Origin of the sequence: Pseudomonas spelaei (assembly GCF_009724245.1) — a bacterium.
GTDB classification, from domain to species: Bacteria; Pseudomonadota; Gammaproteobacteria; order Pseudomonadales; family Pseudomonadaceae; genus Aquipseudomonas; species Aquipseudomonas spelaei.
In genome coordinates, this window is sequence record NZ_WNNK01000002.1 from 322660 (window position 1) to 346977 (window position 24318).

General features: G+C 59.7%; 25 protein-coding genes. 13 read left to right on the forward strand and 12 right to left on the reverse strand.

The genetic code is table 11. The features are described 5' to 3' along the window. Positions 1–93: 93 nt before the first annotated feature. From maiA to hmgA, 3 genes are read right to left on the reverse strand one after another with little or no spacing between them, the layout of a single operon-like run. Positions 94–738, reverse strand: coding sequence for a maleylacetoacetate isomerase (maiA, locus tag GNF76_RS03610; RefSeq protein WP_155581799.1), 645 nt, complete (start codon positions 736–738; stop codon positions 94–96). A gap of 12 nt (positions 739–750) precedes the next feature. Then, a complete protein-coding gene (fahA, locus tag GNF76_RS03615) occupies positions 751–2049 on the reverse strand; it encodes a fumarylacetoacetase (RefSeq protein WP_155581800.1) in 1299 nt (432 codons plus the stop codon). Between the two features lie 3 nt (positions 2050–2052). Continuing rightward, positions 2053–3336: a homogentisate 1,2-dioxygenase gene (hmgA, locus tag GNF76_RS03620; RefSeq protein WP_155581801.1), complete on the reverse strand. Its 1284-nt coding sequence runs from the start codon at positions 3334–3336 to the stop codon at positions 2053–2055. Positions 3337–3454: 118 nt separating this feature from the next. On the opposite strand from hmgA, the gene GNF76_RS03625 reads away from it, so the two are divergent. Next, a complete protein-coding gene (locus GNF76_RS03625) occupies positions 3455–4243 on the forward strand; it encodes an IclR family transcriptional regulator (RefSeq protein ID WP_155581802.1) in 789 nt (262 codons plus the stop codon). 50 nt (positions 4244–4293) lie between these two features. On the opposite strand, the gene GNF76_RS03630 is transcribed toward GNF76_RS03625, so the two are convergent. The 6 genes from GNF76_RS03630 to GNF76_RS03655 all read right to left on the reverse strand — a co-directional run bounded on the left by GNF76_RS03630 (position 4294) and on the right by GNF76_RS03655 (position 13258). Continuing rightward, positions 4294–6810 (reverse strand): LuxR C-terminal-related transcriptional regulator, encoded by a 2517-nt coding sequence (locus tag GNF76_RS03630; RefSeq protein WP_155581803.1) that lies wholly within the window; start codon positions 6808–6810, stop codon positions 4294–4296. 273 nt (positions 6811–7083) lie between these two features. Continuing rightward, positions 7084–8451: a DUF1329 domain-containing protein gene (locus GNF76_RS03635; RefSeq protein ID WP_155581804.1), complete on the reverse strand. Its 1368-nt coding sequence runs from the start codon at positions 8449–8451 to the stop codon at positions 7084–7086. Positions 8452–8477: 26 nt separating this feature from the next. Continuing rightward, positions 8478–10265 carry a DUF1302 domain-containing protein gene (locus GNF76_RS03640; protein WP_155581805.1) on the reverse strand — a complete coding sequence of 596 codons (1788 nt, stop codon included), beginning with the start codon at positions 10263–10265 and terminating at the stop codon, positions 8478–8480. Between the two features lie 503 nt (positions 10266–10768). Then, positions 10769–11680 (reverse strand): SDR family oxidoreductase, encoded by a 912-nt coding sequence (locus GNF76_RS03645; protein WP_155581806.1) that lies wholly within the window; start codon positions 11678–11680, stop codon positions 10769–10771. 132 nt (positions 11681–11812) lie between these two features. After that, positions 11813–12595 (reverse strand): class II aldolase/adducin family protein, encoded by a 783-nt coding sequence (locus tag GNF76_RS03650; protein ID WP_178123163.1) that lies wholly within the window; start codon positions 12593–12595, stop codon positions 11813–11815. Between the two features lie 207 nt (positions 12596–12802). Beyond that, entirely contained in the window at positions 12803–13258 is a 456-nt protein-coding gene (locus tag GNF76_RS03655; RefSeq protein WP_155581807.1) for a flavodoxin, read from the reverse strand. Positions 13259–13366: 108 nt separating this feature from the next. Here GNF76_RS03655 and GNF76_RS03660 point away from each other — a divergent pair, with 108 nt between their 5' ends. Both GNF76_RS03660 and GNF76_RS03665 read left to right on the forward strand, forming a co-directional pair. Continuing rightward, the gene (locus GNF76_RS03660) at positions 13367–13834 is read left to right on the forward strand and encodes a PAS domain-containing protein (protein ID WP_155581808.1); all 468 of its coding nucleotides are present in this window, start codon (positions 13367–13369) and stop codon (positions 13832–13834) included. Positions 13835–13893: 59 nt separating this feature from the next. After that, positions 13894–14499: a hypothetical protein gene (locus GNF76_RS03665; RefSeq protein ID WP_155581809.1), complete on the forward strand. Its 606-nt coding sequence runs from the start codon at positions 13894–13896 to the stop codon at positions 14497–14499. Positions 14500–14501: 2 nt separating this feature from the next. Here GNF76_RS03665 and GNF76_RS03670 read toward each other — a convergent pair whose 3' ends face one another. After that, complete coding sequence (locus tag GNF76_RS03670) at positions 14502–15461, reverse strand: MerR family transcriptional regulator (protein ID WP_155581810.1); 960 nt, start codon at positions 15459–15461, stop codon at positions 14502–14504. Positions 15462–15688: 227 nt separating this feature from the next. Here GNF76_RS03670 and GNF76_RS03675 point away from each other — a divergent pair, with 227 nt between their 5' ends. The 6 genes from GNF76_RS03675 to GNF76_RS03700 all read left to right on the forward strand — a co-directional run bounded on the left by GNF76_RS03675 (position 15689) and on the right by GNF76_RS03700 (position 18636). Next, on the forward strand, positions 15689–16249 hold the full coding sequence (locus GNF76_RS03675; protein WP_155581811.1) for a putative antibiotic biosynthesis monooxygenase: 561 nt from the start codon (positions 15689–15691) through the stop codon (positions 16247–16249). Positions 16250–16318: 69 nt separating this feature from the next. Continuing rightward, positions 16319–17029 carry a dihydromonapterin reductase gene (gene folM, locus GNF76_RS03680; protein ID WP_155581812.1) on the forward strand — a complete coding sequence of 237 codons (711 nt, stop codon included), beginning with the start codon at positions 16319–16321 and terminating at the stop codon, positions 17027–17029. Between the two features lie 20 nt (positions 17030–17049). Further along, positions 17050–17610, forward strand: a complete 561-nt coding sequence (folE, locus tag GNF76_RS03685; protein ID WP_155581813.1) for a GTP cyclohydrolase I FolE — start codon at positions 17050–17052, stop codon at positions 17608–17610. 2 nt (positions 17611–17612) lie between these two features. Then, a complete protein-coding gene (folX, locus tag GNF76_RS03690) occupies positions 17613–17984 on the forward strand; it encodes a dihydroneopterin triphosphate 2'-epimerase (protein ID WP_003194073.1) in 372 nt (123 codons plus the stop codon). A 24-nt stretch (positions 17985–18008) separates the two neighbouring features. Next, a complete protein-coding gene (locus GNF76_RS03695) occupies positions 18009–18305 on the forward strand; it encodes a DUF1244 domain-containing protein (protein ID WP_155581814.1) in 297 nt (98 codons plus the stop codon). After that, the gene (locus GNF76_RS03700) at positions 18298–18636 is read left to right on the forward strand and encodes a HopJ type III effector protein (RefSeq protein WP_155581815.1); all 339 of its coding nucleotides are present in this window, start codon (positions 18298–18300) and stop codon (positions 18634–18636) included. The genes GNF76_RS03695 and GNF76_RS03700 overlap by 8 nt, the downstream gene beginning before the upstream one ends. Positions 18637–18823: 187 nt before the next feature. Here the strand turns inward: GNF76_RS03700 and trxB are convergent, their stop codons facing one another. Beyond that, positions 18824–19786 (reverse strand): thioredoxin-disulfide reductase, encoded by a 963-nt coding sequence (gene trxB, locus GNF76_RS03705; RefSeq protein WP_155581816.1) that lies wholly within the window; start codon positions 19784–19786, stop codon positions 18824–18826. 293 nt (positions 19787–20079) lie between these two features. On the opposite strand from trxB, the gene cysZ reads away from it, so the two are divergent. The 4 genes from cysZ to GNF76_RS03725 all read left to right on the forward strand — a co-directional run bounded on the left by cysZ (position 20080) and on the right by GNF76_RS03725 (position 23109). After that, a complete protein-coding gene (gene cysZ, locus GNF76_RS03710) occupies positions 20080–20835 on the forward strand; it encodes a sulfate transporter CysZ (protein WP_155581817.1) in 756 nt (251 codons plus the stop codon). Positions 20836–20898: 63 nt separating this feature from the next. Continuing rightward, the gene (locus GNF76_RS03715; RefSeq protein WP_155581818.1) at positions 20899–22101 is read left to right on the forward strand and encodes a glycosyltransferase family 4 protein; all 1203 of its coding nucleotides are present in this window, start codon (positions 20899–20901) and stop codon (positions 22099–22101) included. Between the two features lie 121 nt (positions 22102–22222). Then, the gene (locus GNF76_RS03720; protein ID WP_155581819.1) at positions 22223–22468 is read left to right on the forward strand and encodes a hypothetical protein; all 246 of its coding nucleotides are present in this window, start codon (positions 22223–22225) and stop codon (positions 22466–22468) included. Positions 22469–22629: 161 nt separating this feature from the next. After that, positions 22630–23109: a hypothetical protein gene (locus GNF76_RS03725; protein ID WP_155581820.1), complete on the forward strand. Its 480-nt coding sequence runs from the start codon at positions 22630–22632 to the stop codon at positions 23107–23109. A gap of 96 nt (positions 23110–23205) precedes the next feature. Here the strand turns inward: GNF76_RS03725 and GNF76_RS03730 are convergent, their stop codons facing one another. Continuing rightward, positions 23206–24309 (reverse strand): NADH:flavin oxidoreductase, encoded by a 1104-nt coding sequence (locus tag GNF76_RS03730; RefSeq protein ID WP_155581821.1) that lies wholly within the window; start codon positions 24307–24309, stop codon positions 23206–23208. Positions 24310–24318 lie beyond the last annotated feature (9 nt).

The following is a 24318-nucleotide window of genomic DNA, read 5'->3' on the forward strand; positions in this document are numbered from 1 at the left end:
GCCGCTGCGTCGGAATGCCGCACCAAACCCATCGCAGCCTCGTACCTCGGCAGCGGCTACACCCATCGCTGGCAAGCCAGCTCCCACATTGATTTAGGGGGTATCTGGCGTATCCGGCTGGTTTGCCGGGTGCGCCTGGATAAACGCCGGATGCTTCGCTGCCAGCTCAGCCACGCGCCGTATACGTGGGTAGGCATCCAGCGGCACCTTGAAGCGCTCTGCCGCGTACAACTGCGGAATCAGAAACGCATCCGCCATGCCTGGCTGATCACCAAAGCAGTAACCCTGATCACCAATCAACTGCTCAACCGCCGCCAATCCCTGGCTGACCCAATGACCAATCCACTCCAGCACCTGCGCCTCGTCGTGCCCCCACTGTTTGAGCAGGTTCTGGGTGCTGGAGTTGTGCAGCGGATGAATATCGCAACCGATGATCGACGCCACCGCCCGCTCATGAGCCCGGGTTGCCAGTTCCTTGGAAAGCAACGGCACCTGTGGATAACGTTCTTCCAGGTACTCGATGATCGCCGGCGACTGAATCAACAGCTCGCCGTCATCGGTGCGCAAGGCGGGCACGCGACCTTGCGGGTTGATGGCCAGGTACTCGGGCTGGCGATTGGCGCCGCCCTTGGGCACCAGCAAGTTAACCGGCACCGCCGTAAAATCCAGGCCCTTGAGCGCGAGCGCGATACGCACCCGGTACGACGAAGTGGAACGGTAGTAGGTATAGAGTTCCATGGCCCTGCCCTCTCAGCGCGCCGCGATCACAGTGCCCCGGCATTCGCCGAAGCCGATGGAAGCAAACCCTTCACGCGTACAACGGGCCTGCAGGATGATTTCGTCGCCATCTTCGAGGAATTTACGGACTTCACCGGACGCCAGTTCAATCGGCTTTTTACCGCCTTCGGTGATTTCCAGCAGGCTGCCGAACTGGCCCGCTTCTGGCCCCGACAACGTGCCCGAACCAAACAGGTCGCCGGCTTGCAATTGGCAACCGTTGACGCTGTGATGTGCAACCATCTGCGCCACGGTCCAGTACATGTACTGGGTGTTGCTCAAGGTCAGGCGATGGGCCGGCAGGTTCTGCTCGCGCATCGAAGCGGTGGTCAGCAGTACTTCCAATTCGATATCGAACGCGCCGCCTTTCTGGTCACGCGTGTCCAGCAGGTACGGCAGCGGTTGCGGGTCACCTTCAGGGCGTGCCGGTTGTGCCTTGCGAAATGGCGCCAGCGCTTCGGCCGTCACGACCCAAGGCGAGATGCTGGTGATAAAGCTTTTCGAGAGGAACGGCCCCAGCGGCTGGTATTCCCAGGCCTGAATATCTCGCGCCGACCAATCGTTGAGCAGGCAGAACCCGGCGATGTGATCCGCCGCATCACCAATGGCAATCGAGTCGCCCATGGCGTTGCCCTGACCGATCCAGATCCCCAGTTCCAGTTCGTAATCCAGGCGCGCGCACGGGCCGAAGGTGGGTTCGGTCTGACCCGCAGGCAATGTCTGGCCCTTGGGACGGCGCACCTCCGTGCCGGACGGGCGAATCGTCGACGCACGGCCGTGATAACCGATGGGCACGTACTTGTAGTTGGGCAGCAACGGGTTGTCGGGACGGAACAGTTTGCCGACGTTTTGTGCGTGTTCGATGCCGACGTAGAAGTCGGTGTAATCGTTGATCTTCGCCGGCAGGTGCATCTGGCAATCGGCGGCCAACGGCAGTACTTTCGCGCCCAGCACTTCAAGCTTGCCGCGCAGGCTGCTGTCTTCAGCCAGCAGTTCCAGCAGGCGTTCACGCAGAGCCACCCGAGGACCCCGACCCAGTTCAAAGAAGGCATTCAATTGGCCGCCTGCGGTGGCCTCCACGGCACGACGGGCCTCGCCTTCAAAGAAATCCAACGCCGCGTGCAGGTCGAAAATATGCTCACCAATGGCCACGCCACTGCGAGGTGCCGAACCGTTAACGCTGAACACACCCAAAGGCAGATTTTGCAGCGGGAAGTCACGATGACCGTTGGCCGAGGCCACCCAGCTGCGGGTGATGGTGGACTGAGTCATGGGTTATCTCCGATTCGGGTTGAAGGTTGCGGGCAGCGAGGCCCAGCAAGCATCGTAATTGTTTTGCAGTTGCGTGCATTCCAGGGCGAACCGGGTGGGACGCAGCACCTGGCTGGTCTCGAACATGAAGGCCATGGTGTTATCAATCTTGTGCGGCGCCAGGTCCGCGGCGATGGCCTTGGTGCAGCTCTCTCCGTCCGGACCATGGGCGCTCATGCAACTGTGCAGGGACGCGCCGCCCGGCAGGAAGCCTTCGGCCTTGGCATCGTAGGCGCCCTGGATCAGGCCCATGTACTCGTTCATCAGATTGCGGTGGAACCACGGTGGCCGGAAGGTGTTTTCGGCGACCATCCAGCGTGGCGGGAAGATCACGAAGTCGAGATTGGCCAAGCCGTGGACGCTGGTGGGCGAGGTCAATACGGTAAAGATCGACGGGTCCGGATGGTCGAAGCTCACGGTGCCAATGGTGTTGAAACGTCGCAGGTCGTATTTGTACGGCACGTTATTGCCGTGCCAGGCCACCACGTTCAAGGGTGAATGATCCAGCTCGCAGCCCCACAGTTCGCCGAGGAACTTCTGCGTCAGCATCGTGGGTTGCTTGAGGTCTTCGTAATGGGCCACAGGGGCCAGGAAGTCTCGTGCATTGGCCAGGCCGTTGCTGCCAATAGGCCCCAGGTCCGGCAGGCGCAGCGGCGCGCCGTGGTTTTCCGCGACATAACCACGGGCTTGTGCATCCAGCAGCTCGACACGGAATTTCAGGCCGCGCGGCAGCACGACGATTTCCAGCGGCTCGACTTCCAGCACGCCCAGTTCAGTGGCGATGCGCAGGCGGCCTTGCTCGGGAACGATCAGCAGCTCGCCGTCAGCGTTGAAGAACACCCGGTCCATGGATTGGTTGGCGCGGTAGTTATAGATGCTGATGCCGGCGGGTTTTTCCGCCCCGGCGTTGGCAACCATGCACACCAGGCCGTCGATGAAATCGGTCGGCTCGCTCGGGATATCCAACGGGTTCCAGCGCAGGCGGTTGGGGGTTACGGCGCCCAGCGGGCCACCGGCCAATTGCCGTTCAAGCTTGGCGAACGCCGGGTGGTTGGCCGACGGCTGGATGCGGTACAACCAGGTACGCCGCGCTTCGCTGCGGGCCATGGTGAAAGCCGTACCGGAGAACAGTTCGGTGTACAGCCCGTAGGGCGCTTTTTGCGGGGAGTTCTGGCCGACGGGCAGCGCGCCTGGCAAGGCTTCGCTGGCGAATTCATTGCCAAAGCCAGATTGATAATTGAGGGTCATGGATCTTCCTCTGCGTAGAAGTTATTTTTATCGTAATCCAATTACGCATAACGTAATTTGATTGGTATTGACCGTCAAGCTATAAAGACCGCCATTCGTCTTGGGATACACGCCTTCCATGGAAAAGCCGCCCGCTACCCGCGACACCGGTAAACAGAAAGTCCGCTCGGCCGAGGTCGGCACCGACATCCTCAAGGCCCTGGCCGAACTGTCGCCGGCTACGTCGCTGTCGCGCCTGGCTGAGCACGTGCAAATGCCGGCGAGCAAGGTCCATCGCTACTTGCAGGCCCTGATCGCCAGTGGCTTCGCCGAGCAGAACACCGCCACCAACCATTACGGCCTGGGCCGTGAAGCCTTGCGTGTGGGGTTGGCCGCACTGGGCAGTATGGACGTGCTGAAAGTCGCGGCCCTGCCCCTGGCAGAGCTGCGGGACGAGTTGAATGAAACCTGCTTCCTCGCAGTGTGGGGCAATCAGGGCGCCACCGTGGTGCACATCGAACCAGCCGTACGGGCCGTGACGGTGGTGACGCAACTGGGCTCGGTGCTGCCGCTGCTGAGTTCATCCACGGGGCTGGTGTTCAGTGCCTTTCTACCGTCGCGGGAAACGGTCGAGTTGCGTGAGCGGGAAATTCAGGCGGGGATTGCCCATGCGCTGGTGGATGACCAGGCGTATGCCGACACCTGTGAGCAGATTCGCCAGCGCGGGCTGCATTTTGTCCACGGCCTGCTGATGCCGGGCGTGGATGCGCTGTCAGCGCCGGTGTTCAACGCGATGGGGCAAGTGGTGGCGGTGTTGACGGTGGTGGGGCCGACGTCGTTGTTTCATGCCGATGAGGATGGGCCGGCGGCCAAGCGATTGCTGGCGGCGAGCCAGGCGGTGAGTTGGCGGATGGGGTATCAGCCCTGATTGAGTAAACATCTGAGCGGGCTTGTGTGGGAGCAGGCTTGCTCGATCGTTCAGGCCATCAACCCCAACGTCTTGGCCTTCGCCACCGCCTGAGTCCGCCGCTCCACCCCCAACTTGCTATGAATCCGTCGTGCATGGGTTTTCACCGTGTGCAGCGAGATAAACAGTTGGTCAGCGATCTCCAGATTGGAGTTACCCAGAGCGATCAACCGCAACACTTCCAGCTCCCGCTGGCTGAGTGGATTATCCCCGGCGCACACCACTGACTCCCGAGGCTCCAACCCCAACTCACTCAACAACCCCGGCTGACGCAAACGCAACTCGCGAATCGCCTGCTGCACCTGACAACGGCCCGCCAGTTCCAGCCCGGCTTCCAACGAGCGCAGGGCCAACGGCCGGTCCGCCATTTGCCAGGCCACCTCCCCCACCACCAGGTGCAATTCAGCCTCAAGGCACAGCATGCCCCGTTGCCGTGCGCTCTCAAGCAAGGCGTTAAGCCGCACGATGGGCGCATCAAAACGGCTTAGTTTCACCTCGGCCAGTACCTGCAAATACTCAAGACGCGGGATCAATTCCAGTGTGGCCGGCGGCGCTTGTTTGGCCTGTGGCCCTCGATAGTGACGCAACACCCGGCTGACGGCTTCCAGGGTCAATTCAGCACGGCCTTGCTGCAACCAGAAATGCCCGCTGAGCAACAACAGCACGGCCCGGTACACCGTGTCCGGCACCTGCCGCTGTTGCATCAGGCGTTCGGCGTCCCGCAGCTGGATAAACGCCTGGGCATAATCACCCTTGTTGGCCGCCAGCAACGCCAGGCCGAGAAAACCGTACAACACACGTTTGTCCTGGCTGTACAGGCAGATGCCCAACCCCGCCTCGAAGCATTCGGCGGCCATGGCGTCGTGGCCTTGGCGCAAGGCCAGATGCCCACGCCGCAGAGCAATTCTTCCCACCAACGGCCCCGCCTTGAGGCGCTGCCCAGCCAGCATCGCCTGGACATTTTCCAGCAGGCTCTGGGCTCGATAAGGCGCACCGCGCTGTTCCAACAGCTGCGCGTGGTCGAGTTCCAGCAATGCCTCCAGCAGCAATGACCCATGAGACCTGGCCAGGCACAGTGCCTCCCGGTTCAGACCTTGGGCCACGTCCAGTTCACCTCGCAACAAGGCCTGTTGAGTCAGCCCCGACAAGCACATCAAGCGCGATGTCCAGGCACCTTCCGGCAAGTACGCCAGGGCTTCGAGAAAGTGCTCACGGGCGCGCAACGCCTCGCCCCCCAGATGCAACAACCACCCCCACTGCGCCTGCCAGCGGGCCAACAACTGACGCTGTAAATGCGCTGTAGGCTGTGGTGTGAACCGCGCCAACTGGTCGATACATTGCGCCGCCTGATCGAAGCGCCCGGCAAACAACAACGCCGCTGTCACCAACCCGACTAACTGCGCCGAGCCCAACATCAGCTCATCACCATGCTGCTCATGCAGACGCAGCAACAACACCGCGTTTTGCTGGCGGAACAGGTCCTCAAAACTGAAATGACGCAGCAGGCTGACGGCAACTTCATATTCTTCGGCCAACAACGCCTGTTCGAACGCCACCTGCCAGTCTTCAGCGACGGTAAACCATTGGCACGCGCGCCGGTGCCAGGAGCGCTTGGCCGGCCAGGGTTCGTCTTGCAGCAATTTCGCCAGCGGCGGGAAGACTTGCAACCAATCGGCAGAGTCCTCCCACGGTTCGATGAAAGCCCCCAGCGCCAGCAAGTCCCGCAGGTGGTCGGCCCCCTCACCAAAACCGAACAGGTGCTCACACAAACCGGGATTGAAACGCGGTAAGTGCGCCAACACGCGCCAGGCTTCGGCCAGTTCGGGCATCAACGTGCTGAATAGCTCGTGTTGCAGGTAATCAAGCAGCGTTTTTTCCGGATGCCCATCCGCTTCAAGCAGGGCAATGCGTACGCCGGCACACCAACCGCCACTGAAGTGCCGCACCTTATCGGCGGTTTGCCCGACATGGGGACAACGGGTGGTCAATTGCTGGATTTCGGCCTGATCAAAGGCCATTTCCGCGCAGTTGCATTCCCACAACTCATCATCGAGCAGCAGCCGTGGCCAGTTGCACATCGGCCGTCGTCGCGCCCCCAACCACCAGGTCAGGGCCGGGCTGCTGGTGACCAGCAAGCGGTCGAGCAACGCATCCAGTTCAGGTGCAGGGGACCGGCAATAGTCATCGAGAAAGACCCAGGCCGCACTCTGCCAGCGACTGAGGTCCATCGACAACGTCGCTTCATCGACAAACACCAAACCGAGGCTTTGCGCCAGGCGCTGGCAGAAATCGCGGACGCCCAGAGCAGCACCGTTCAAGGGCAGCCAATACACCTGGCAGGCAGTGGGCGCCTGTAACGCACATTCGGCGAGCAAGGCACTCTTGCCACTGCCGGCCGGGGCACAGAGCAACTTCACCCGCGCCTCTGCGGTGAGCAAAGGCTCAGTCAGGCGTGGGCGCAATAAATGATGGGAAGACAAACGGGGCATGAATCCAGGACGATCCAGACAACGGGTCATGGCGGTCATTACTGCGTCCCTGTTTTTTATTATTAGGCTGCGTGCCTCCTACCCTAGTCCTGTGGTTGGCGGTTGTTGAGGAGTATTCAGCAGGCTGATTGCCGGGCATAAAAAATGCCGGAAGCCCGAAGGGGCCCGGCATGAAACCTGAAGGTTGAACGCAGTCAAATGTGGGAGCTGGCTTGCCTGCGATAGCGGTATATCCGGTTAGACATCTGTAACTGATACACCGCTATCGCAGGCAAGCCAGCTCCCACATTTTGATCGCATTTCAAATAAGGATCAGCGCACGCCAGCCGAGCGCAACGCCGCCGGCGTGTAGTCCGCCGCCTTGGCCGCAAAGCCAAACTCGAAGCTGTGCTTCTCTTCGTTCTTCATCCCCAGCGCGATGTAGCGACCGGCGATGATGTCGTACAGGGTTTCGACCGTGTAGGCCGGCACCTGGTGGTCATAATAGAACTGGGCATGACCTTCAGCCACGCGCCACAGTTGGCCACGGCCGTCATAGTGATCCACCAGCGCCACTTGCCAGCTGTCTTCGTCGATGTACATGTGGCGCTTGGCGTAGATGTGCCGCTCACTCGGCTTGACCGTGCCGATGACTTCCCAGACCCGGTGCAGTTCGTAACGCGTCAGGTCCTGGTTGATATGCCCGGCCTTGATGATGTCGTCGTACTTGAGGGTCGGCGAGTCGAGTTTGTAGCTGTTGTAGGGGATGTACATTTCCTTCTTGCCCACCAGCTTCCAGTCGTAGCGGTCCGGGGCACCGGAGAACATGTCGAAGTTGTCGGTGGTGCGCAAACCATCTGCCGCCGTACCCGGCCCGTCATAAGACACTTGCGGCGCACGGCGAACACGGCGCTGGCCAGCGTTGTAGATCCAGGCCAGGCGCGGCTCCTTGACCTGATCGAGGGTTTCATACACCAGCAGCACGTTGCCCGCCAGGCGCGCCGGAGCGGTCACCGACTGCTTGAAGAAACTCAACACGTTGGCGCCTTTGGCCGGGTCCAGGTCCGGCATCAATTGCGGTACAGCCACTTCTTCTTCGAAGCGGATCGACGTGTAGCTGCCGTTGGTCTGCGGCGTGGCTTGAGTGATGATGCGCCGCAGGTTGCCGCCGTGGTAACGGGTGATGTGGTTCCACAGTACCTCGACGCCACTCTTCGGAATCGGGAATGCGTAGTAGCGGTTACCGGTGAAGTTTTCCAGGCCGTTGCCGTCGTTGATGGCATGCACGTTCAGCGCGCTACGCTTGATCGACTCGTAAATTTCCGGTGGCAGGTTGACCGTGCGGTGAGTCGGGTAGACCGGGATCTTGTAGGTCTCGGGATAGCGCTTGAACATCGCCACCTGGCCTTCGGACAACTTGTCCTTGTACTTGTCGACGGTGGCGGCGGTGATCACGAACAGGGGTTTTTCATTGGCGAACGGGTCGGCCAGGAAGCCCTTGCTGTCCACTGCGCCAGCGTTCTTCGGGATGCCGCCGGTCCATGGCGGGATCGAACCGTCGGCGTTGCCGGCTTTCTCGGCCCCCACCGGCGTCAGGGTGGTGCCCAGTTTCGCCGCTTCTTCCGGCGACACCGCCGCCATCACGTTGGCCGCCAACAGGCTCAACGCCAACATCCCACACTGCAAAATCATCTTACGCATAGTCTCTTGTCCTTCTTTAAGCCAAATCAGAAGTTCACGCCGAAGCTGAGGGCGAGGAAGTCGCGGTCGGTCAAGGTGTTGTAGTCGCCACCAAAAAAGTCGGTGTAGCTCAGGCTGGCGGTGTAGGTGTTGCGGTAGTCGGCATCGACGCCAACGCTGATGGCCTTGGCGCCCTGGTTGAACAAGCCGTTGGGGCCATAACCGCTGACGTCGTGGGACCAGGACAGGTTGGGCTTGAGGTTGATCCCGGCGAACACGTTGTTGTAGTCGAGGATTGCCCGGGCGCGATAACCCCAGGAGTTCGCCGTGACGAAACCGTCGGTGTCGCCGCCAAAACCGTATTGCCCGTAGACCGAATCACGGCCATAGCGCAGCTTGGATTTCGCCTCCAGCCCACCCACGTGGACGAAGGCCGCTTCACCCACCAGGGTCAGGCGTTCGGCACCCAGCACCTGGTCAAAGAACTGGGTCATGGTGCTTTGGATCTGGGTAATTTCCTTGCGGCGGTAGCCGGAGTTGTCGGCGCCGAAGGTGCTTCTGATCGGGGAGGCCGTAGGTGACAACGGGGTTACCAGCGCCAGGGTCAGGTCCGTGGTGTTGAGCTGTACCGGAGCATTGGGCCGGTAGCTGATTTCTCCGGTCCACGCAGTGCCGGTGGGTAAGGTGGTGGAGAAGCTCGCGCCAAACAGGCGGATGTTTTCCGGGTAATCGAGGTAGTACTGGCCGTTACCAAGCAGCGCGCTGGTCGCCAGGCCAACGCCATTGCCAGGGGCTAGCGCGTTGCCGGTGTTGATGATTCTTCCGAGCGTCGCCAGGTTGGTATTGGCGGTGATGGTGCCCACGGTCGGTGTACGGCTGTGGTAGTTCATGAAGTACAGGCCGTATTCCGTGTCATCCCCCAACCAGCGCAGGGCCGCACCGAACTGCCCACCATCGCGCGCTTCACGGTCCGGCGCACGCTGTACCACGACGCCTTCGCGCGTCACCTGGAAGCCTTGGCCAAACGCCGCCGCCACCGGTTGCAACGGCGCAATCGCCGGGCTGCCAACCGTGTAGTTGCTGTTGCAGCCGTGGGCCACCACATCGTTGCCGAAGAAAGTGCCGCAGTTATCCACCACGGTGTTTTGCCAGTTCAACTGGTAGAAGCCTTCGACGCTCAATTGGTTGGTCAGGCTCTGGGAGGCAAACACCATATTGACTGGAATCAAGCCTTCCTTGATTTCCGCGCCCGGGCGGCGAAACGCGGAAACGTCGATCGGGTTGATGCTATTGATGGAGTTGCCGATGAACGTGCTCTCGCCCCAGCTGACCACTTGCTTGCCGACGCGCACGTTGCCGGGCAAATCACCGATGGAATAGTTGTGGTAGATGAACGCATCCAGCAACTGGTAACCGGAAGAACGCGCACCTTCGTCACGGTGGTTATTGCTGATCTGCTTGAACTCGCGGTCTTCATCCTGCAGTTCAAAGTCGTACCAATATTTGCCACGCACGAACACGCCGCTGTCGCCGTACTTGAGCTCCAGGTCATGGATCCCCTTGAAGATCTTGGAAAAGGTCTCGCCCTTTTTGAAGTTCAGGCGCCCGTCATCGCCCGTGGAGGCCTGGCCCGTACCGCCATTGGGAATACCCACCAATTTCTTGTCGGCATCGCGCATGCCCCAACTGGCGCCCACCGAGAGAGAGGAATCGAATTGCCCTTCGATTTCCCCGATGTTGAACGAAACAGCCTGCGCCTGGGCGCAGCAACCCAAAGCAACCGCAGCGGCCAGCGCCTGTGGTCTGAAGATGGCGCGCATTGTTGTTTTTGTCATGCGTCTTCCCCGGTGGTGTGACAGAAGCCCCCACCCTACTGCCCCACATCAGGAGCGATAAGCGCACCAAGGAGGTATTCGTGTTGTCGCTCGAAAGGATGAGCGGGGGCGCCGGGTGGGGTTTTGCCGGGGGTATCGATTGGGTGGATAGCGGGCTATCAAGGGAATGAATTAAGAATGGGAACCCTTCACGACTGTTGCTACTTTGGTAACAGTCCTTGTCTCGAATCGGTGTTTTTCATTCTGTAACAAACGACTATTCTTACTTGGCTTTCACGGCAAACGAATGCTCCACAGTGTACGTCCGCCATGCAACAGAAAGTCGATTTCAAACAGATTGACCATTGTTTTCAATCTGTTACCGGTGTTCACTGACGTTGATTTATCGCTCCTTGATCCAACGTCTTACTTCGGCCGCTGCTTTTGCAGCGGCCTTTTTTATGTCTGAAATAAAGCGAGGCGCCCTACGCGCCCCGCTTTATTAAACAATCTTCATGCAACGATCAAAGGGCGTACTTCTGTAAGTTCGCCATCATTTCCTTCAAAGCTTCGATATTGTCCTTGGGGTGAGCGGCGCCTTCGAAGTCGCAGATTTGCTGCCAGTGCGCGGCCACATCGTCCGGCGAGAAACCGGCTTCAGGGTCAAACCCCACCCCCAGGCTGCGCTCCCAGCGAGTCTTGCCGATCCAGCCGCCACCGACCTCAAACAGACCAGAGGTTTCCTGGCAAGCCTCGCTGCCCAGGTACACCACCAACGGGCTGACCAACTCCGGTTTGAGACGTTCGAACACTTGCGGCGGGATCAGGCCTTCGGTCATGCGCGTGCCGCCAGTGGGTGCGATGGCGTTGACCAGAATGTTGTTCTTGCGCCCTTCCAGGGCCAGGGTACGAGTCAAACCATACAGCCCGAGCTTGGCCATGCCGTAGTTGGACTGGCCGAAGTTGCCGTAGATCCCGGACGTTGACGCCGTGAAAATCACCCGCCCATAACCTTGCTCGCGCAGGTGCGGCCAGGCGGCACGGGTGACTTTGTAGGCACCTTCGACATGCACCCGGTAAACCAGGTCCCAGTCGCCGTCTTCCATTTTATGGAAGGTCTTGTCCCGCAGAATCCCGGCGTTGTTCACCACCACGTCGATGCGGCCGAAAACGTCGAGGGCGTTCTGTACGATCTTGTCGCCGTCGGTGACCGAATCATGGTTGGCCTCGGCAATGCCGCCGGCCTCACGAATCTCGGCCACCACACGGTCTGCTGCCGACGCATTGGCACCTTCGCCCTGGGCCGAACCACCCAAGTCGTTCACCAGCACCTTGGCCCCATGCTTGGCGAACAGCAGCGCATGAGCCCGACCCAATCCACCGCCAGCTCCCGTGACGATCACGACCTTATCCTTGAATTGCACAGACTCACTCATACGAAACTCCAGGGGCGACAGGGGGAATGGGATGAGTGTCCAGCACCGGGCTTGTGGTCACAATAAACACGGCAGGGGCTGAATGGTGCGCAATAAGGCGCGGGGATGATCGTCAGGAGTAGGCCAGGTGCATCAGGACTTGTATCCCGGATCCAGCGTGTCCAGCTTGCGCAGCAGCGCCGGCCAGGCCAATGCGCCGCCCATGCCCTGGGCGCTTTTGGTCACGCCTGCGATCATTGCCTTGGCACCTGCCAGGATCTGCGGTTCGATGGCGATCAACTCGGCGGCGCCGTTTTGCGCCAGCACCTGAATGTCGCAGGCCCGCTGGAAGGTGAACATCCTCAGGAAGGTATCGGCGATAGTGCCGCCGCAGGTCAGCAAGCCGTGGTTGTGCAACATGAGGAAGTTGTTTTCCCCAAGGTCAGCCTGCAACCGGGCTTTTTCTTCGTGGTTCAACGCCACGCCTTCATAGGCGTGATAGGCCAGGCTGGACAACACGAATATCGACTGCTGGCTGATGGGCAACACGCCCTGTTTCTGCGCCGAGACGGCGACGCCGGCCGCGGTATGGGTGTGCAATACACACACCACGTCGTGCCGCACCTCATGCACTGCGCTGTGGATGGTGTAGCCCGCCGGGTTGATCTCGTAGGGACTGTCCATCAGCTTGTTGCCAGCCTGATCGACCTTGACCAGGCTCGACGCGGTGATCTCGTGGAACATCAGCCCGAACGGGTTGATCAGGAAGTCTTCAGTGCCCGGCACTTTAGCCGAGATGTGGGTGAAAATCAGATCGTCCCAGCCATGCATGGCCACCAGGCGGTAGCAGGCGGCCAGGTCGACGCGGGTCTGCCATTCGGCGGCACTGACCTGGTCTTTTACACTCTGTGTCGATTGAACGGGGGCTAGGCTCACGGCAATGACCTCGACGGTGTGGTTTTCTTATTGTTTTGAGGATGACGGGCCAGTCTAGTCAGACCTGAGAGCTGGCGTAGTTGCATTGCCAGCCAGCTTGATGACCGAGCGGGTCAGCCATCAGCATAGTTTCAATTTGTTCGATGCGTGCCAGAGAAACAAGGCCCGTCTGACCGGGCCCGCCGGGGATCGTGCGCGAGTAACCGGTCAGCCGCGCAGAGCAGTGACCAACTCGGCCAGCCAAGGCTCGGCGTCGGTTTCCGGGGTCACGCTTTCGCTGGCGTCGAGGCGCAGCATCGGCAGCACTTCGCGCACACCTAACTCGGCAAACAGCTCAAGCATTTGCTCGCCGCCGCCGCAGAACGTGTCGCCGTAACTGGAGTCGCCCAGGCCGATCACCGCACCCGGCAAGCCGCGCCAGGCGGCGGGTAATTGATCGCGGATCATCGAATACAACGGTTGCAGGTTGTCCGGCAATTCGCCCATGCCGGTGGTGGAAGTCACAGCCAGAAAGGCATCCGGGGCGAAGGCCTGCACGTCCGCCAACGTGGCACGGGCGTTATGCCAGGCTTCAAAACCTGCTTCATTAAGGATGCCTGCGGCATGCCGGGCGACTTCTTCAGCCGTGCCGTACACCGAGCCGGAAAGGATGGCGACTTTCATCAATCTGATCCTGTAGCTGACTAAAAGCCTGGGATATTAGCAGCTACGGCAACTTTTTCAGCCAATGTCCTAGACTGCACACTCCCAAAACATGCCATGGACAGCTTTATGATTAACGCCAAGTTGATGCAAATGGTGATCAACGCCTCCAACGACGGGATCGTCGTCGCCGAGCGCGAAGGCAAGGACAAACCGCTGATCTACGTGAACCCGGCCTTTGAACGCCTGACCGGCTATACCCTCGATGAAATCCTTTACCAGGATTGCCGTTTCCTGCAATCGGGCGACCGTGACCAGCCCGCACTGGCGGCGATTCGCGAAGCACTGGACAGCGGGGGTGCCTGCCGGGAAATCCTGCGCAATTACCGCAAGGACGGCACTCACTTCTGGAATGAACTGTCGTTATCAACGGTTTACAACGACGCCGATAAACAGACGTACTTCGTCGGTGTGCAGAAAGACGTCACGGTTCAAGTCAAAGCTCAGCAGCGCGTGCTGCAATTGGAAGCGCAATTGGCCGAGGCCCAGGCTGAGTTGGCCGCGCTCAAGGCGACGAGCGGATCTAACAAAACTTAGAAAATGTGGTCTTTTTAAGGTGATAATTGCCTTTTGCCACCTTTCCTTGAGCCAGATCAATGCAACGCGACGCGCTTTTGACGCAGGACGAGCTGGATTTCATTCAGACCATGCACCATAACCCGCAACTCAACGTGCGGGATGCGTCGTCGAGCCTGACAGTCAATGGCGGTGCGCAGATTCGCGACCTGCTCACCCGCCTGGCCGCCCACGAACATGTCACGATCCAGGCCCAATTCGACAACCAGCAAATGACCTTTCCGCTGCAACTGGTGGAAGACGAGTTCCATGCGGTGCATTTGCGCCTGGGCGTACCGAGCATTTTCGAAGACGGGCCGATGATCCGCCCGTGGCGCCTGGTACTCGAGGAGCCAGTAGCCCTGGAGAACATCAAGGGCCAGCCAGGTTCGTTGTGGGTGCGTGAAGTGTCATTCAAGGGATTGCTGCTGGAGGTTCGCGGCCGGGTCAAGGCGCCGAAAACCTTTTCCCTGTGGTTCAGCCCTTCCGGTTACGAGCGCATCGCCGTGCGCGGCACCCTGGAGCGCGAAAACGCCAAAGGGCTGTTTGCCTATCGCCTGAACCAGGGGGATGCGGATGAAATCGAGCGCCTGCGCCAGTTCATCCTGCAGCAGCACCGCCTCGCGCATCCTGAAGTTCACGCCTGATCTCAGGTATCCAGAGTACCGTTGAGAAACCCCTGCAATCGCCGCTGCATCAAGTGCCCGTCATTGCCCTGGCAGCCAATAGGCGAACCTGCCAGGGACTTCTGCGCCAGATCCGAGGCGTCACCGGCCAGCAGCAGCGGGCATTCGAGGGTCATCGCCAGACGAGTCAGGCGCTGAGGCAGGTCATGGGTCGGTGAGTGGTTGGAGAACACCACCAGCGCTTGAGGGTGGGTCTTTTCACAGATCAGCGTCAGCTCATCAAAGGGTTGGCCCATACCCAGCACCTTCGTGACCAGCGCGTCACTGCTCATTAATACAGCAGCTACCAGCAACTCAAGTTTGCGGCATTCCCCAGGCAACGCCGCCAGTAGCACCCGTGGCTTCTCCGAGGCACACGCCAATTGCAGGCGCTGCAATGCGCGGACCCGCAGGAAGGCGTCGAAAAACAGCCACTCACTGGCTTGGCCATATAGACCTTGGTGACGCAAAAACTGGTTCCAGAGAGGCATCAGGATTTCCTGGAACACCACAGTCGTCGGATAGGCCGCAAAAATCTGGTTGTACAAACGGTCCAATTGCCGGTCGTCAAAGGCATTGACGGCCTGCCTCAGCTGAATTTGCCACTGAGCCCACTCGTGCCCTTCGGTCTCTTCTTGTGCAGCCCGCACCGACTCGGCTTGCTGATCGTCACGCGCCAGGATCTTTGCGACCTTGCTCACCGCGACCCCACGCTCGATCCAGTCGACAATACGATGAACGGTGTCGATATCAGCTTTCGAGTAGAGGCGATGCCCGCTTTCGGTGCGTGTTGGCTGGATCAGGCCATAACGCCGCTCCCAGGCGCGCAGGGTGATCGGGTTGATGCCTGTCAATCTCGAGACTTCGCGGATCGGAAACAGCTCATCAGAATCAGCCGCATCGGGGAGCCTTGAGCCATCAAGCGAAGCAATAATCACAGCCATTTAGAAGCCCAACACATCCTTGTGAGTTTGGATCCCATTTAACGCCTATACACCTGTCCTTTTCAAGGTTGCTACCTAATAGACCAACGTCGCTGGTGTATTTCGTCAATTCAGGAATAATCCTTGCACGCGTCTAGAAACGAACAACTTGCACAGTTGCCCACCCCGTGACTGTGTCTGGCACGCCTCCTACCCGGAAAAGCGCGCCCTACATTTGGAGATACACAATGTCTACCTCCCCCGTCACCTTGATGGTCGCGCGTCGCGTGGCCAAAGGTCGTTATGAAGATTTGATCACCTGGTTGCGTGAAGGCGAGCAGTTGGCCACTGACTTTCCCGGTTACCTGGGCTCCGGCGTACTCGCACCGCCGCCGGGCGATGATGAATTTCAGATCATTTTCCGCTTCGCCGATGAGCAAACCCTGCACACCTGGGAGTTTTCCGCTTCCCGCAGCGCCTGGTTGGGACGCGGCAGTGATTTGTTTGCCGACCCGTCGGAGCATCGAGTTCGCGGGATCGACGGCTGGTTTGGCGCCGTTGGCCAGCGCCCACCGCGCTGGAAACAGGCGGTTGCCATCTGGCTGGCGTTTTTCCCGGTATCGCTGCTGTTCAACTTCGGGCTTGAGCCGCTGCTCGCCGAGCTGGGCCTGCTCAGCCGCGTGCTGGTCAGCACCTTGGCGCTGACGCCGCTGATGGTTTATTTCTTTATCCCATTGTCGACCCATTTGTTGGCGAACTGGCTGCACCCCGCACCGGTTCGGGTCAAAGCCACTGAAGCTGCGGCGTAACCGACGCACAGCGGGTAAGGCGGGCCGGTCGCTGGTATAGTTTTCGCCTACCCGCGATTCGAGCCTGTCATGACTCCCACTCCTGCCCCGATCCTGATCACCGGCGCCAGCCAACGCGTCGGCCTGCATTGCGCGTTGCGCCTGCTGGACGAGGGGCAGCCGGTAATTTTCAGTTACCGTAGCGAACGTCCCGGCGTGCAGACCCTGCGCGAGCGCGGTGCGATCGCCTTATTCGCCGATTTTTCCAGCGAGGCAGGCATCCTCACGTTCATCGATGAACTCAAAGCGCACACAACCCGCCTGCGAGCAATCATCCACAATGCCTCGGCCTGGGAAGCGGAAACGCCCGGCGAGGAAAGCCGCGCCTTCACCGACATGTTCAGCGTGCATATGCTTGCGCCGTACCTGATCAACCTGCATTGTGCGGACTTGCTGCAACGCTCTCGACCTGCCGATATTGTGCACATCAGCGACGACGTCACCCGCAAGGGCAGCCGCCAACACATCGCCTATTGCGCCACCAAGGCCGGCCTCGACAGCCTGACCTTGTCCTTTGCTGCTCAACTGGCACCCGATATCAAGGTCAATGGCATCTCCCCGGCCATGGTGATGTTCAATGAAGGCGACGATGCGGCGTATCGCGCCAAAGTGCTGGCCAAGTCGGCACTGGGCATCGAGCCTGGGCCCGAGGTGATTTACCAGAGTGTGCGTTACCTGCTGGACAACCCATATGTCACCGGTACCACCCTGACCGTCAACGGCGGGCGGCATATCAAGTAAGCCGTTTGCGAGGATGTTGTATGACTTTGTCCCTGCCCCACCACTACCGCGAGATTCTCAAAGGCCTGGGTGAAGACCCGGAGCGTGAAGGCTTGCTCGACACCCCCAAACGCGCGGCCAAGGCCATGCAGTATCTGTGTCATGGCTACAGCCAAAGCGTGGAAGAGATCGTCAACGGTGCCCTGTTCGCCTCCGACAATGACGAAATGGTGATTGTCGCCGACATCGAGCTGTACTCCCTGTGCGAGCACCACCTGCTGCCCTTTATCGGCAAGGCGCACGTCGCCTATATGCCGACGGGCAAGGTGCTGGGCCTGTCGAAGATAGCGCGCATTGTCGACATGTTTGCCCGTCGCCTGCAGATCCAGGAAAACCTCACGCGGGAAATCGCCGATGCCATCCAGGAGGTCACCCAGGCCGCCGGCGTGGCGGTGGTGATTGAAGCCAAACATATGTGCATGATGATGCGCGGTGTCGAAAAACAGAATTCAACCATGAACACCTCGGTGATGCTCGGCGCCTTCCGCGAGTCGAACACCACCCGCATGGAGTTCCTGCAACTGATTGGACGGAGCAAGTAGCAATGCCACAACTTCAACCAGGCATGGCGCGCATCCGGGTCAAGGACCTGTGCTTGCGCACCTTTATCGGGATCAACGAGGACGAAATCCTCAACAAGCAGGATGTGTTGATCAACCTGACCATCCTCTACGCGGCCCAGGAAGCGGTGCGCGACAACGACATCGACCATGCGTTGAACTACCGCACCATCACCAAAGCCATCATCGCCCACGTGGAAGGCAATCGTTTTGCCCTGCTGGAGCGCCTGACCCAGGAGCTGCTGGACCTGGTGATGAGTAACGAGTCGGTGCTGTACGCCGAAGTCGAAGTCGACAAACCCCATGCACTACGTTTTGCCGAGTCGGTGTCGATCACCCTCGCGGCGAGCCGCTAACCCCTTACATTCGCAGTGAGCACTATGAACGATCAACAACGCCTCGAACTCGAAGCCGCCGCCTTCCGCCGGCTGGTGGCGCACCTGGACAGCCGCAAGGATGTACAGAACATCGACCTGATGAACCTCGCCGGCTTCTGCCGTAACTGCCTGTCCAAGTGGTACAAGGCCGAGGCCGACGAGCGCCAGATCGACGTCAGCCTCGATGACGCCCGTGAAGTGGTATACGGCATGCCGTACGCCGAGTGGAAAGCCCAATACCAGCAAGAAGCCAGCGCCGACCAGCAAGCGGCGTTCGCCAAAGGAAAAACCCATGACTGACCTGAACACCCTGCGCGCCAGCCTCAACAGCGGCGAGCATGCCTTCACCGAGACCCTGGCCTTTGTTGCCGCCGGTTACGACTACCAGCCACAGGCCTTCACCAACGGCGGCGTGGAAAACGCTGCTGGGCAGAACGAAGGTTCGTGCAAGACCCTGGGCCTGGCGCTGTTGGAAGGCTTGAGCGATCAAGAAACGCTGTTGGCGTTTGGTGAGCATTACCGTTCGGTACTGGCTACGCCGGAGGGCAGTGATCACGGCAATATCCGGGCGTTGATCGAACATGGGCTGGCCGGGGTGAAGTTCACTCAACAGCCACTGACCCACCGCTGATTCAATTTGATAACCCGGTTTAATGTGGGAGCTGGCTTGCCTGCGATAGCGGTGTGTCAGCCAACGCCGCTATCGCAGGCAAGCCAGCTCCCACAGTGATTGGGTTAACACTTCTGGACTGCGGTGCGGCAATAAATCGCAGACATAAAAAAACCGGCCTCGCAGCCGGTTTTTTCATTTCAACGGTTTAGAACGAAGCGTCCTTCAACCCGTCGAGGTAACGCTCGGCATCCAGTGCCGCCATGCAACCCGCACCAGCGGAGGTAATCGCCTGGCGGTAAACGTGGTCAGCCACGTCACCGGCGGCGAAGATGCCTTCGAGGTTGGTCGCAGTAGCGTTGCCTTCACGGCCGCCCTGCACGATCAGGTAGCCGTCTTTGGCATCCAGCACGCCTTCGAACAACGAGGTGTTCGGCGTGTGGCCGATGGCAATGAACACACCATCGACGGTCAGTTCGTCGAAGCTGCCGTCGTTGTTCTTCAGGCGAGCACCGGTCACGCCCATGTTGTCGCCCAGGACTTCGTCCAGGGTGGCATTGAGCTTGAGGATGATCTTGCCTTCGGCAACCCGGGCGTGCAGCTTGTCGATCAGGATCTTCTCGGCGCGGAAGGTCTCGCGACGGTGAACCAGGGTCACGGTGCTGGCGATGTTGGCCAGGTACAGCGCCTCTTCCACAGCAGTGTTGCCACCGCCGACTACAGCAACCGGTTTGTTGCGATAGAAGAAACCGTCGCACGTGGCGCAAGCGGAAACGCCCTTGCCCATGAATGCTTCTTCCGACGGCAGGCCCAGGTAGCGAGCGCTGGCGCCGGTGGCGATGATCAGCGCGTCACAGGTGTAGACGCCGCTGTCGCCGGTCAGGCTGTAAGGCTTTTTCGAGAAGTCGACGGCGTTGATATGATCGAAGACGATTTCGGTCTCGAAGCGCTCGGCGTGTTCTTTCATGCGTTCCATCAGCACCGGGCCGGTCAGGCCATGGACATCGCCCGGCCAGTTGTCGACTTCGGTGGTGGTGGTCAACTGACCGCCCGCCTGCATGCCGGTGATCAGCAGCGGCTTGAGGTTGGCCCGGGCCGCGTAGACCGCAGCGCTGTAACCGGCAGGGCCGGAACCGAGAATAATCACTCGCGAATGACGGGTATCAGACATGACTCACTCCTATCGACCGTCCGGACAACAGAACGGCTGGAATAAAAAAGGACCGCGAAGCACTTGGGGAAGGCTTGAACTCGCAGGCCCTGAAAAATAATGGGTGCAGCGTATCGAGGGGGGCAAGATTAAGGAAATACGGAATAACAATCCAGCTCATAGGTGGTCTCTATGCAGTCACCTCTATTAATCGACGCCTTTGTTACCGTTAGTGTCGACATGTCGACCCCGCTTTCGCCGTTCAGGCAAAGCCGGTAAGGTCGGCGCGTTCGTCCCTTTGACCGGAGTTACCCATGCCCGCCCCCGCTCTCTCAGGCCCGCAATACCTGCGCGAAGGCCTCAAACTGGTGCTCAGCCCCGGCCTGCGCCTGTTCGTGCTGCTGCCGTTGGCTATCAACCTGATACTGTTCGTCGGATTGATCTACTTCGCCGGCCATCAGTTCAGCCTGTGGGTCGATACGCTGATGCCGACCCTGCCGAGTTGGCTGAGCTTCCTGAATTATCTTCTGTGGCCATTGTTCGTGGTGCTGGTGGTGCTGATGGTGTTTTTCACCTTCACCATGCTCGCCAACATCATCGCCGCGCCATTCAACGGGTTTCTCGCGGAAAAGGTCGAAGTGGTGGTGCGCGGCACCGACGACTTCCCACCGTTCAGTTGGGCTGAGTTGGCGGCCATGGTCCCTCGCACCCTGGCTCGGGAAATGCGCAAGCTGGGTTACTTCCTGCCGCGAGCCATCGGCCTGTTTATCCTGTCGTTCATTCCAGTGGTCAACCTGGTGGCGGCGCCGCTGTGGTTGCTGTTCGGGGTGTGGATGATGGCGATCCAATACATCGACTACCCGGCGGATAACCACAAGCTGGGCTGGAACGAGATGCTCGCCTGGCTGCGGCAGAAACGCTGGCAGAGCATGAGCTTTGGCGGGATCGTTTACCTGGTACTGCTGGTGCCCGTGGTCAACCTGCTGATGATGCCGGCGGCAGTGGCTGGAGCGACGCTATTCTGGGTGCGCGAGCAAGGCGCAGAAGCCATGGCGGTGAAGAAGGTCTGAGCCGTCACAAATCCATCATCCAGATGACACAATGACGACATGGCCCGCGCCGACACTGGGGCCATGACGAGCGCCTTCCTGCATATCACCCTGATTACCGAAACCTTCCCGCCGGAGATCAACGGGGTGGCCAATACCCTTGGACGCTTGTGTGACGGATTGCGCGCACGCGGCCATCAAGTGGAGCTGATCCGTCCTCGCCAGGGCGGCGATCAAAGCCAGATCAGTGACGAGGGCCTGATGCTGTGCCGTGGCTGGCCGCTACCTGGTTATCCAGGTCTGCAATGGGGCCAGTCGTCGATGCACAAGTTGCTGCGGCGCTGGAAACGCCAGCGCCCCGATGTGTTGTACATCGCCACCGAAGGGCCGCTGGGGCTATCGGCACTTCGGGCCGCGCGGCGCCTGGGGATCAGCGTGGTCAGCGGCTTCCACACCAATTTCCAGCAGTACTCCAACCAGTACGGCCTGGGCATGCTGAGTCGGGTGCTGACCCACTACTTGCGTTGGTTTCACAACCGTTCGACCTTGACCCTGGTGCCCAGCGCCAGCCAACGGATCGAACTGGAGCGCCGCCACTTCGAGCGGTTGGGCATGCTGGCGCGAGGTGTCGACAGTCAGCTGTTTCATCCGGCCAAACGCGACAACGAGTTGCGCGAGGAGTGGGGGCTGGGCAACGACGATATCGCCGTCCTGCATGTTGGGCGCCTGGCTCAGGAAAAAAACCTGGGCGTACTCAAGCGCTGTTTCGATTCACTGCAAGCCACTTATCCACAGCGTCACTTGAAACTGATCATCGTCGGCGATGGCCCGCAACGGGTGACGTTGGAGAAAGCACTGCCAGAGGCCGTTTTCTGCGGCACTCAACGTGGCGAAGAACTGGCCAGGCATTACGCCTCGGGCGATGTGTTCCTGTTCCCCAGCCTCACCGAGACCTTTGGTAACGTGGTACTGGAGGCCATGGCCTCGGGGCTCGGCGTGGTGGCCTACGACCAGGCGGCCGCGACCCAGCATATCCGCCATGGCTACAACGGCGTACTGGCGATGCCCGGGGATGAGGACGCGTTTTGTGAGGCGGCCAACTGGCTGCTGGCCGAGCGTGAGCACTTGCGGCGGGTGCGCCTTAATGCCCGGCAACACGCCAGCCGTCAGGGATGGCCGGCGATTATCGAGCAGTTTGAACGCCAGTTACGCGGGGTGTGCAAGAACGGGCAACCGGTACCCGCCTTCCCGCCGCTTGCACCAGGGTCATCAACGCTTCACGACTGAAGGAAGGATCCTTAACACCGTCAGGAACTCATTACCCACTTCGGGCCACATAATGAGCTCTCCCCTGACGATGCTCCATTTTGTCAGCCCTCTCGATGCTCCAAACGATCGGTGCCAATCCATGATGATTAACAACTTCAATCCAGCCCCCATGATCCAGCCTCAGCCACATCCTGAAAAAAATCAGCCGAAAAAGACGGCTGCTTCCAACCTGAGCGACCAACAGATGTGGGGAGAGGGTGTGTCTGCAGAGAAAGCGGCTATTTACAGGGATCTGACCACCCCATGGTGGGAAAAGGAGGAGAACCTCTTGACCTCTGTGGATGATCTGCTGGAGATGACTGATGTGCAGGAAGACGTCGAATAGCGTCGGCATCACTTCCCAGGTACAGCGTTTTAACGATCAGGTTACTTCTGGCATGGAACCGTCAATCAGCTTACGACCATACATGAGGTGCAACAGCACATTCAGGCATACCTGCACAGGTAAGGGCCTGATCAGATAACCACATGATGGAGCCATCAACCATGTCAGTTAATCTCAATCATCAGATGTTCCAAGCTTTTACGCCCGACATCAAAGACCCCAGCAGCCATCAAGATCCAGCGCAATATGAACAATTATGGCAAAAGTACGGTAAAGATCAGGAACCCCTCAGCGCCGACGAACAGAAACTGCTAAACAGCCCGCGATTTAACCGACGCACACGTGAGGCAGATGCCCCCGATGAAACAGCCCTGAAAGACAAGATGGGGCGCAATGAGCTCCGCCAGCAACTGGGCGTTTCCTCGCGTAAGTATCCAGACTTACCTGGCCACGCCTCGACGGTTTCTTACGACTTATTGCACCGTATCGAACACGATCGCCCCGACCTCCTCCCCACCATTCATCATTTTCTCAAGGATTTGCACGAATCCACGGTCCATCCGGACAACGGAGCTCTTCCTAGTCATATAAACGCTCGACTGCCGGGCAAGGCGCCAAGTTCCTTGAGGAGCTTCGGTTAACGGGACCACCTCCCCACCGCTAAGTTGCGCTGAGGCCATTTGCAGATGAGCCGAGCAAGACGGCTCATCACATGGTGATCAAGTAAACCGGTTTCTTCATACCAGAGCGGCCAACGCCTCACGACTGAACGGCAAGATATCCCCTTCACGCCCTTCACGGACCTTCACTGCCCAGTCCGGATCCACCAGCAACGCACGACCGACCGCCACCAGATCGAACTCGTCGTTGTTCAGGCGCTCCAGCAGTTTTTCCAGGCTCGCCGGTTGCGCGATCTTGTCGGTGTTGACCATAAATTGCAGGAACTCACCATCCAGGCCGACGCTGCCCACGGTAATGGTGGGTTTGCCGGTGAGCTTGCGGGTCCAGCCAGCCAGGTTCAGGTCCGAGCCTTCGAACTCCGGCTCCCAGAAACGGCGAGTGGAACAGTGGAAGATATCCACGCCGGCATCGGCCAGTGGCTTGAGGAACTCGCCAAGGGTTTCAGGGGTTTGTACCAGGCGTGCGGTGTAGTCCTGCTGCTTCCATTGCGAGAAACGCAAGATGATCGGGAAGTCCGGGCCCACGGCAGCGCGGACGGCTTGAATCAACTCAATGGCAAAGCGTGAGCGGTTGGCCAGGCTGCCGCCGTATTCGTCAGTGCGCTGGTTGCTGCCGTCCCAGAAGAACTGGTCCACCAGATAGCCATGGGCGCCGTGGATTTCCACGCCGTCCATGCCAATGCTTTGGGCATCCTTGGCGGCCTGGGCGAAGGCAGAGATCACTTCCTTGATGTCCTGGACCGTCATGCCGTGAACCACGACCTTGCCGTCCTTGAGTTTCTCGGTCGGGCCATAACCCGGAACGCTGGCATCCGGCTCGGTGCCGATGCGACGCACACTGCCCACATGCCACAGTTGCGGGACGATCCTGCCGCCTTCGGCGTGCACGGCGTCAGCCACTTTCTTCCAGCCGGCCAACGCGGCCTCACCGTAGAAATGCGGCACGTTCGGGTAGCCATTGGAGGCCTGATGGCCGACCACGGTGCCCTCGGTGATGATCAGGCCCACACCGGCCGCAGCACGGCGACGGTAGTACTCGATAACTTTGGAGTTGGGCACACCGCCCGGGGAAAACGAGCGGGTCATGGGTGCCATGACTACGCGGGTCGACAATTGCAGTGCACCGAGCTGGAAGGGTTTGAACAAAGCTTGGACAGGCATGGGAGCACT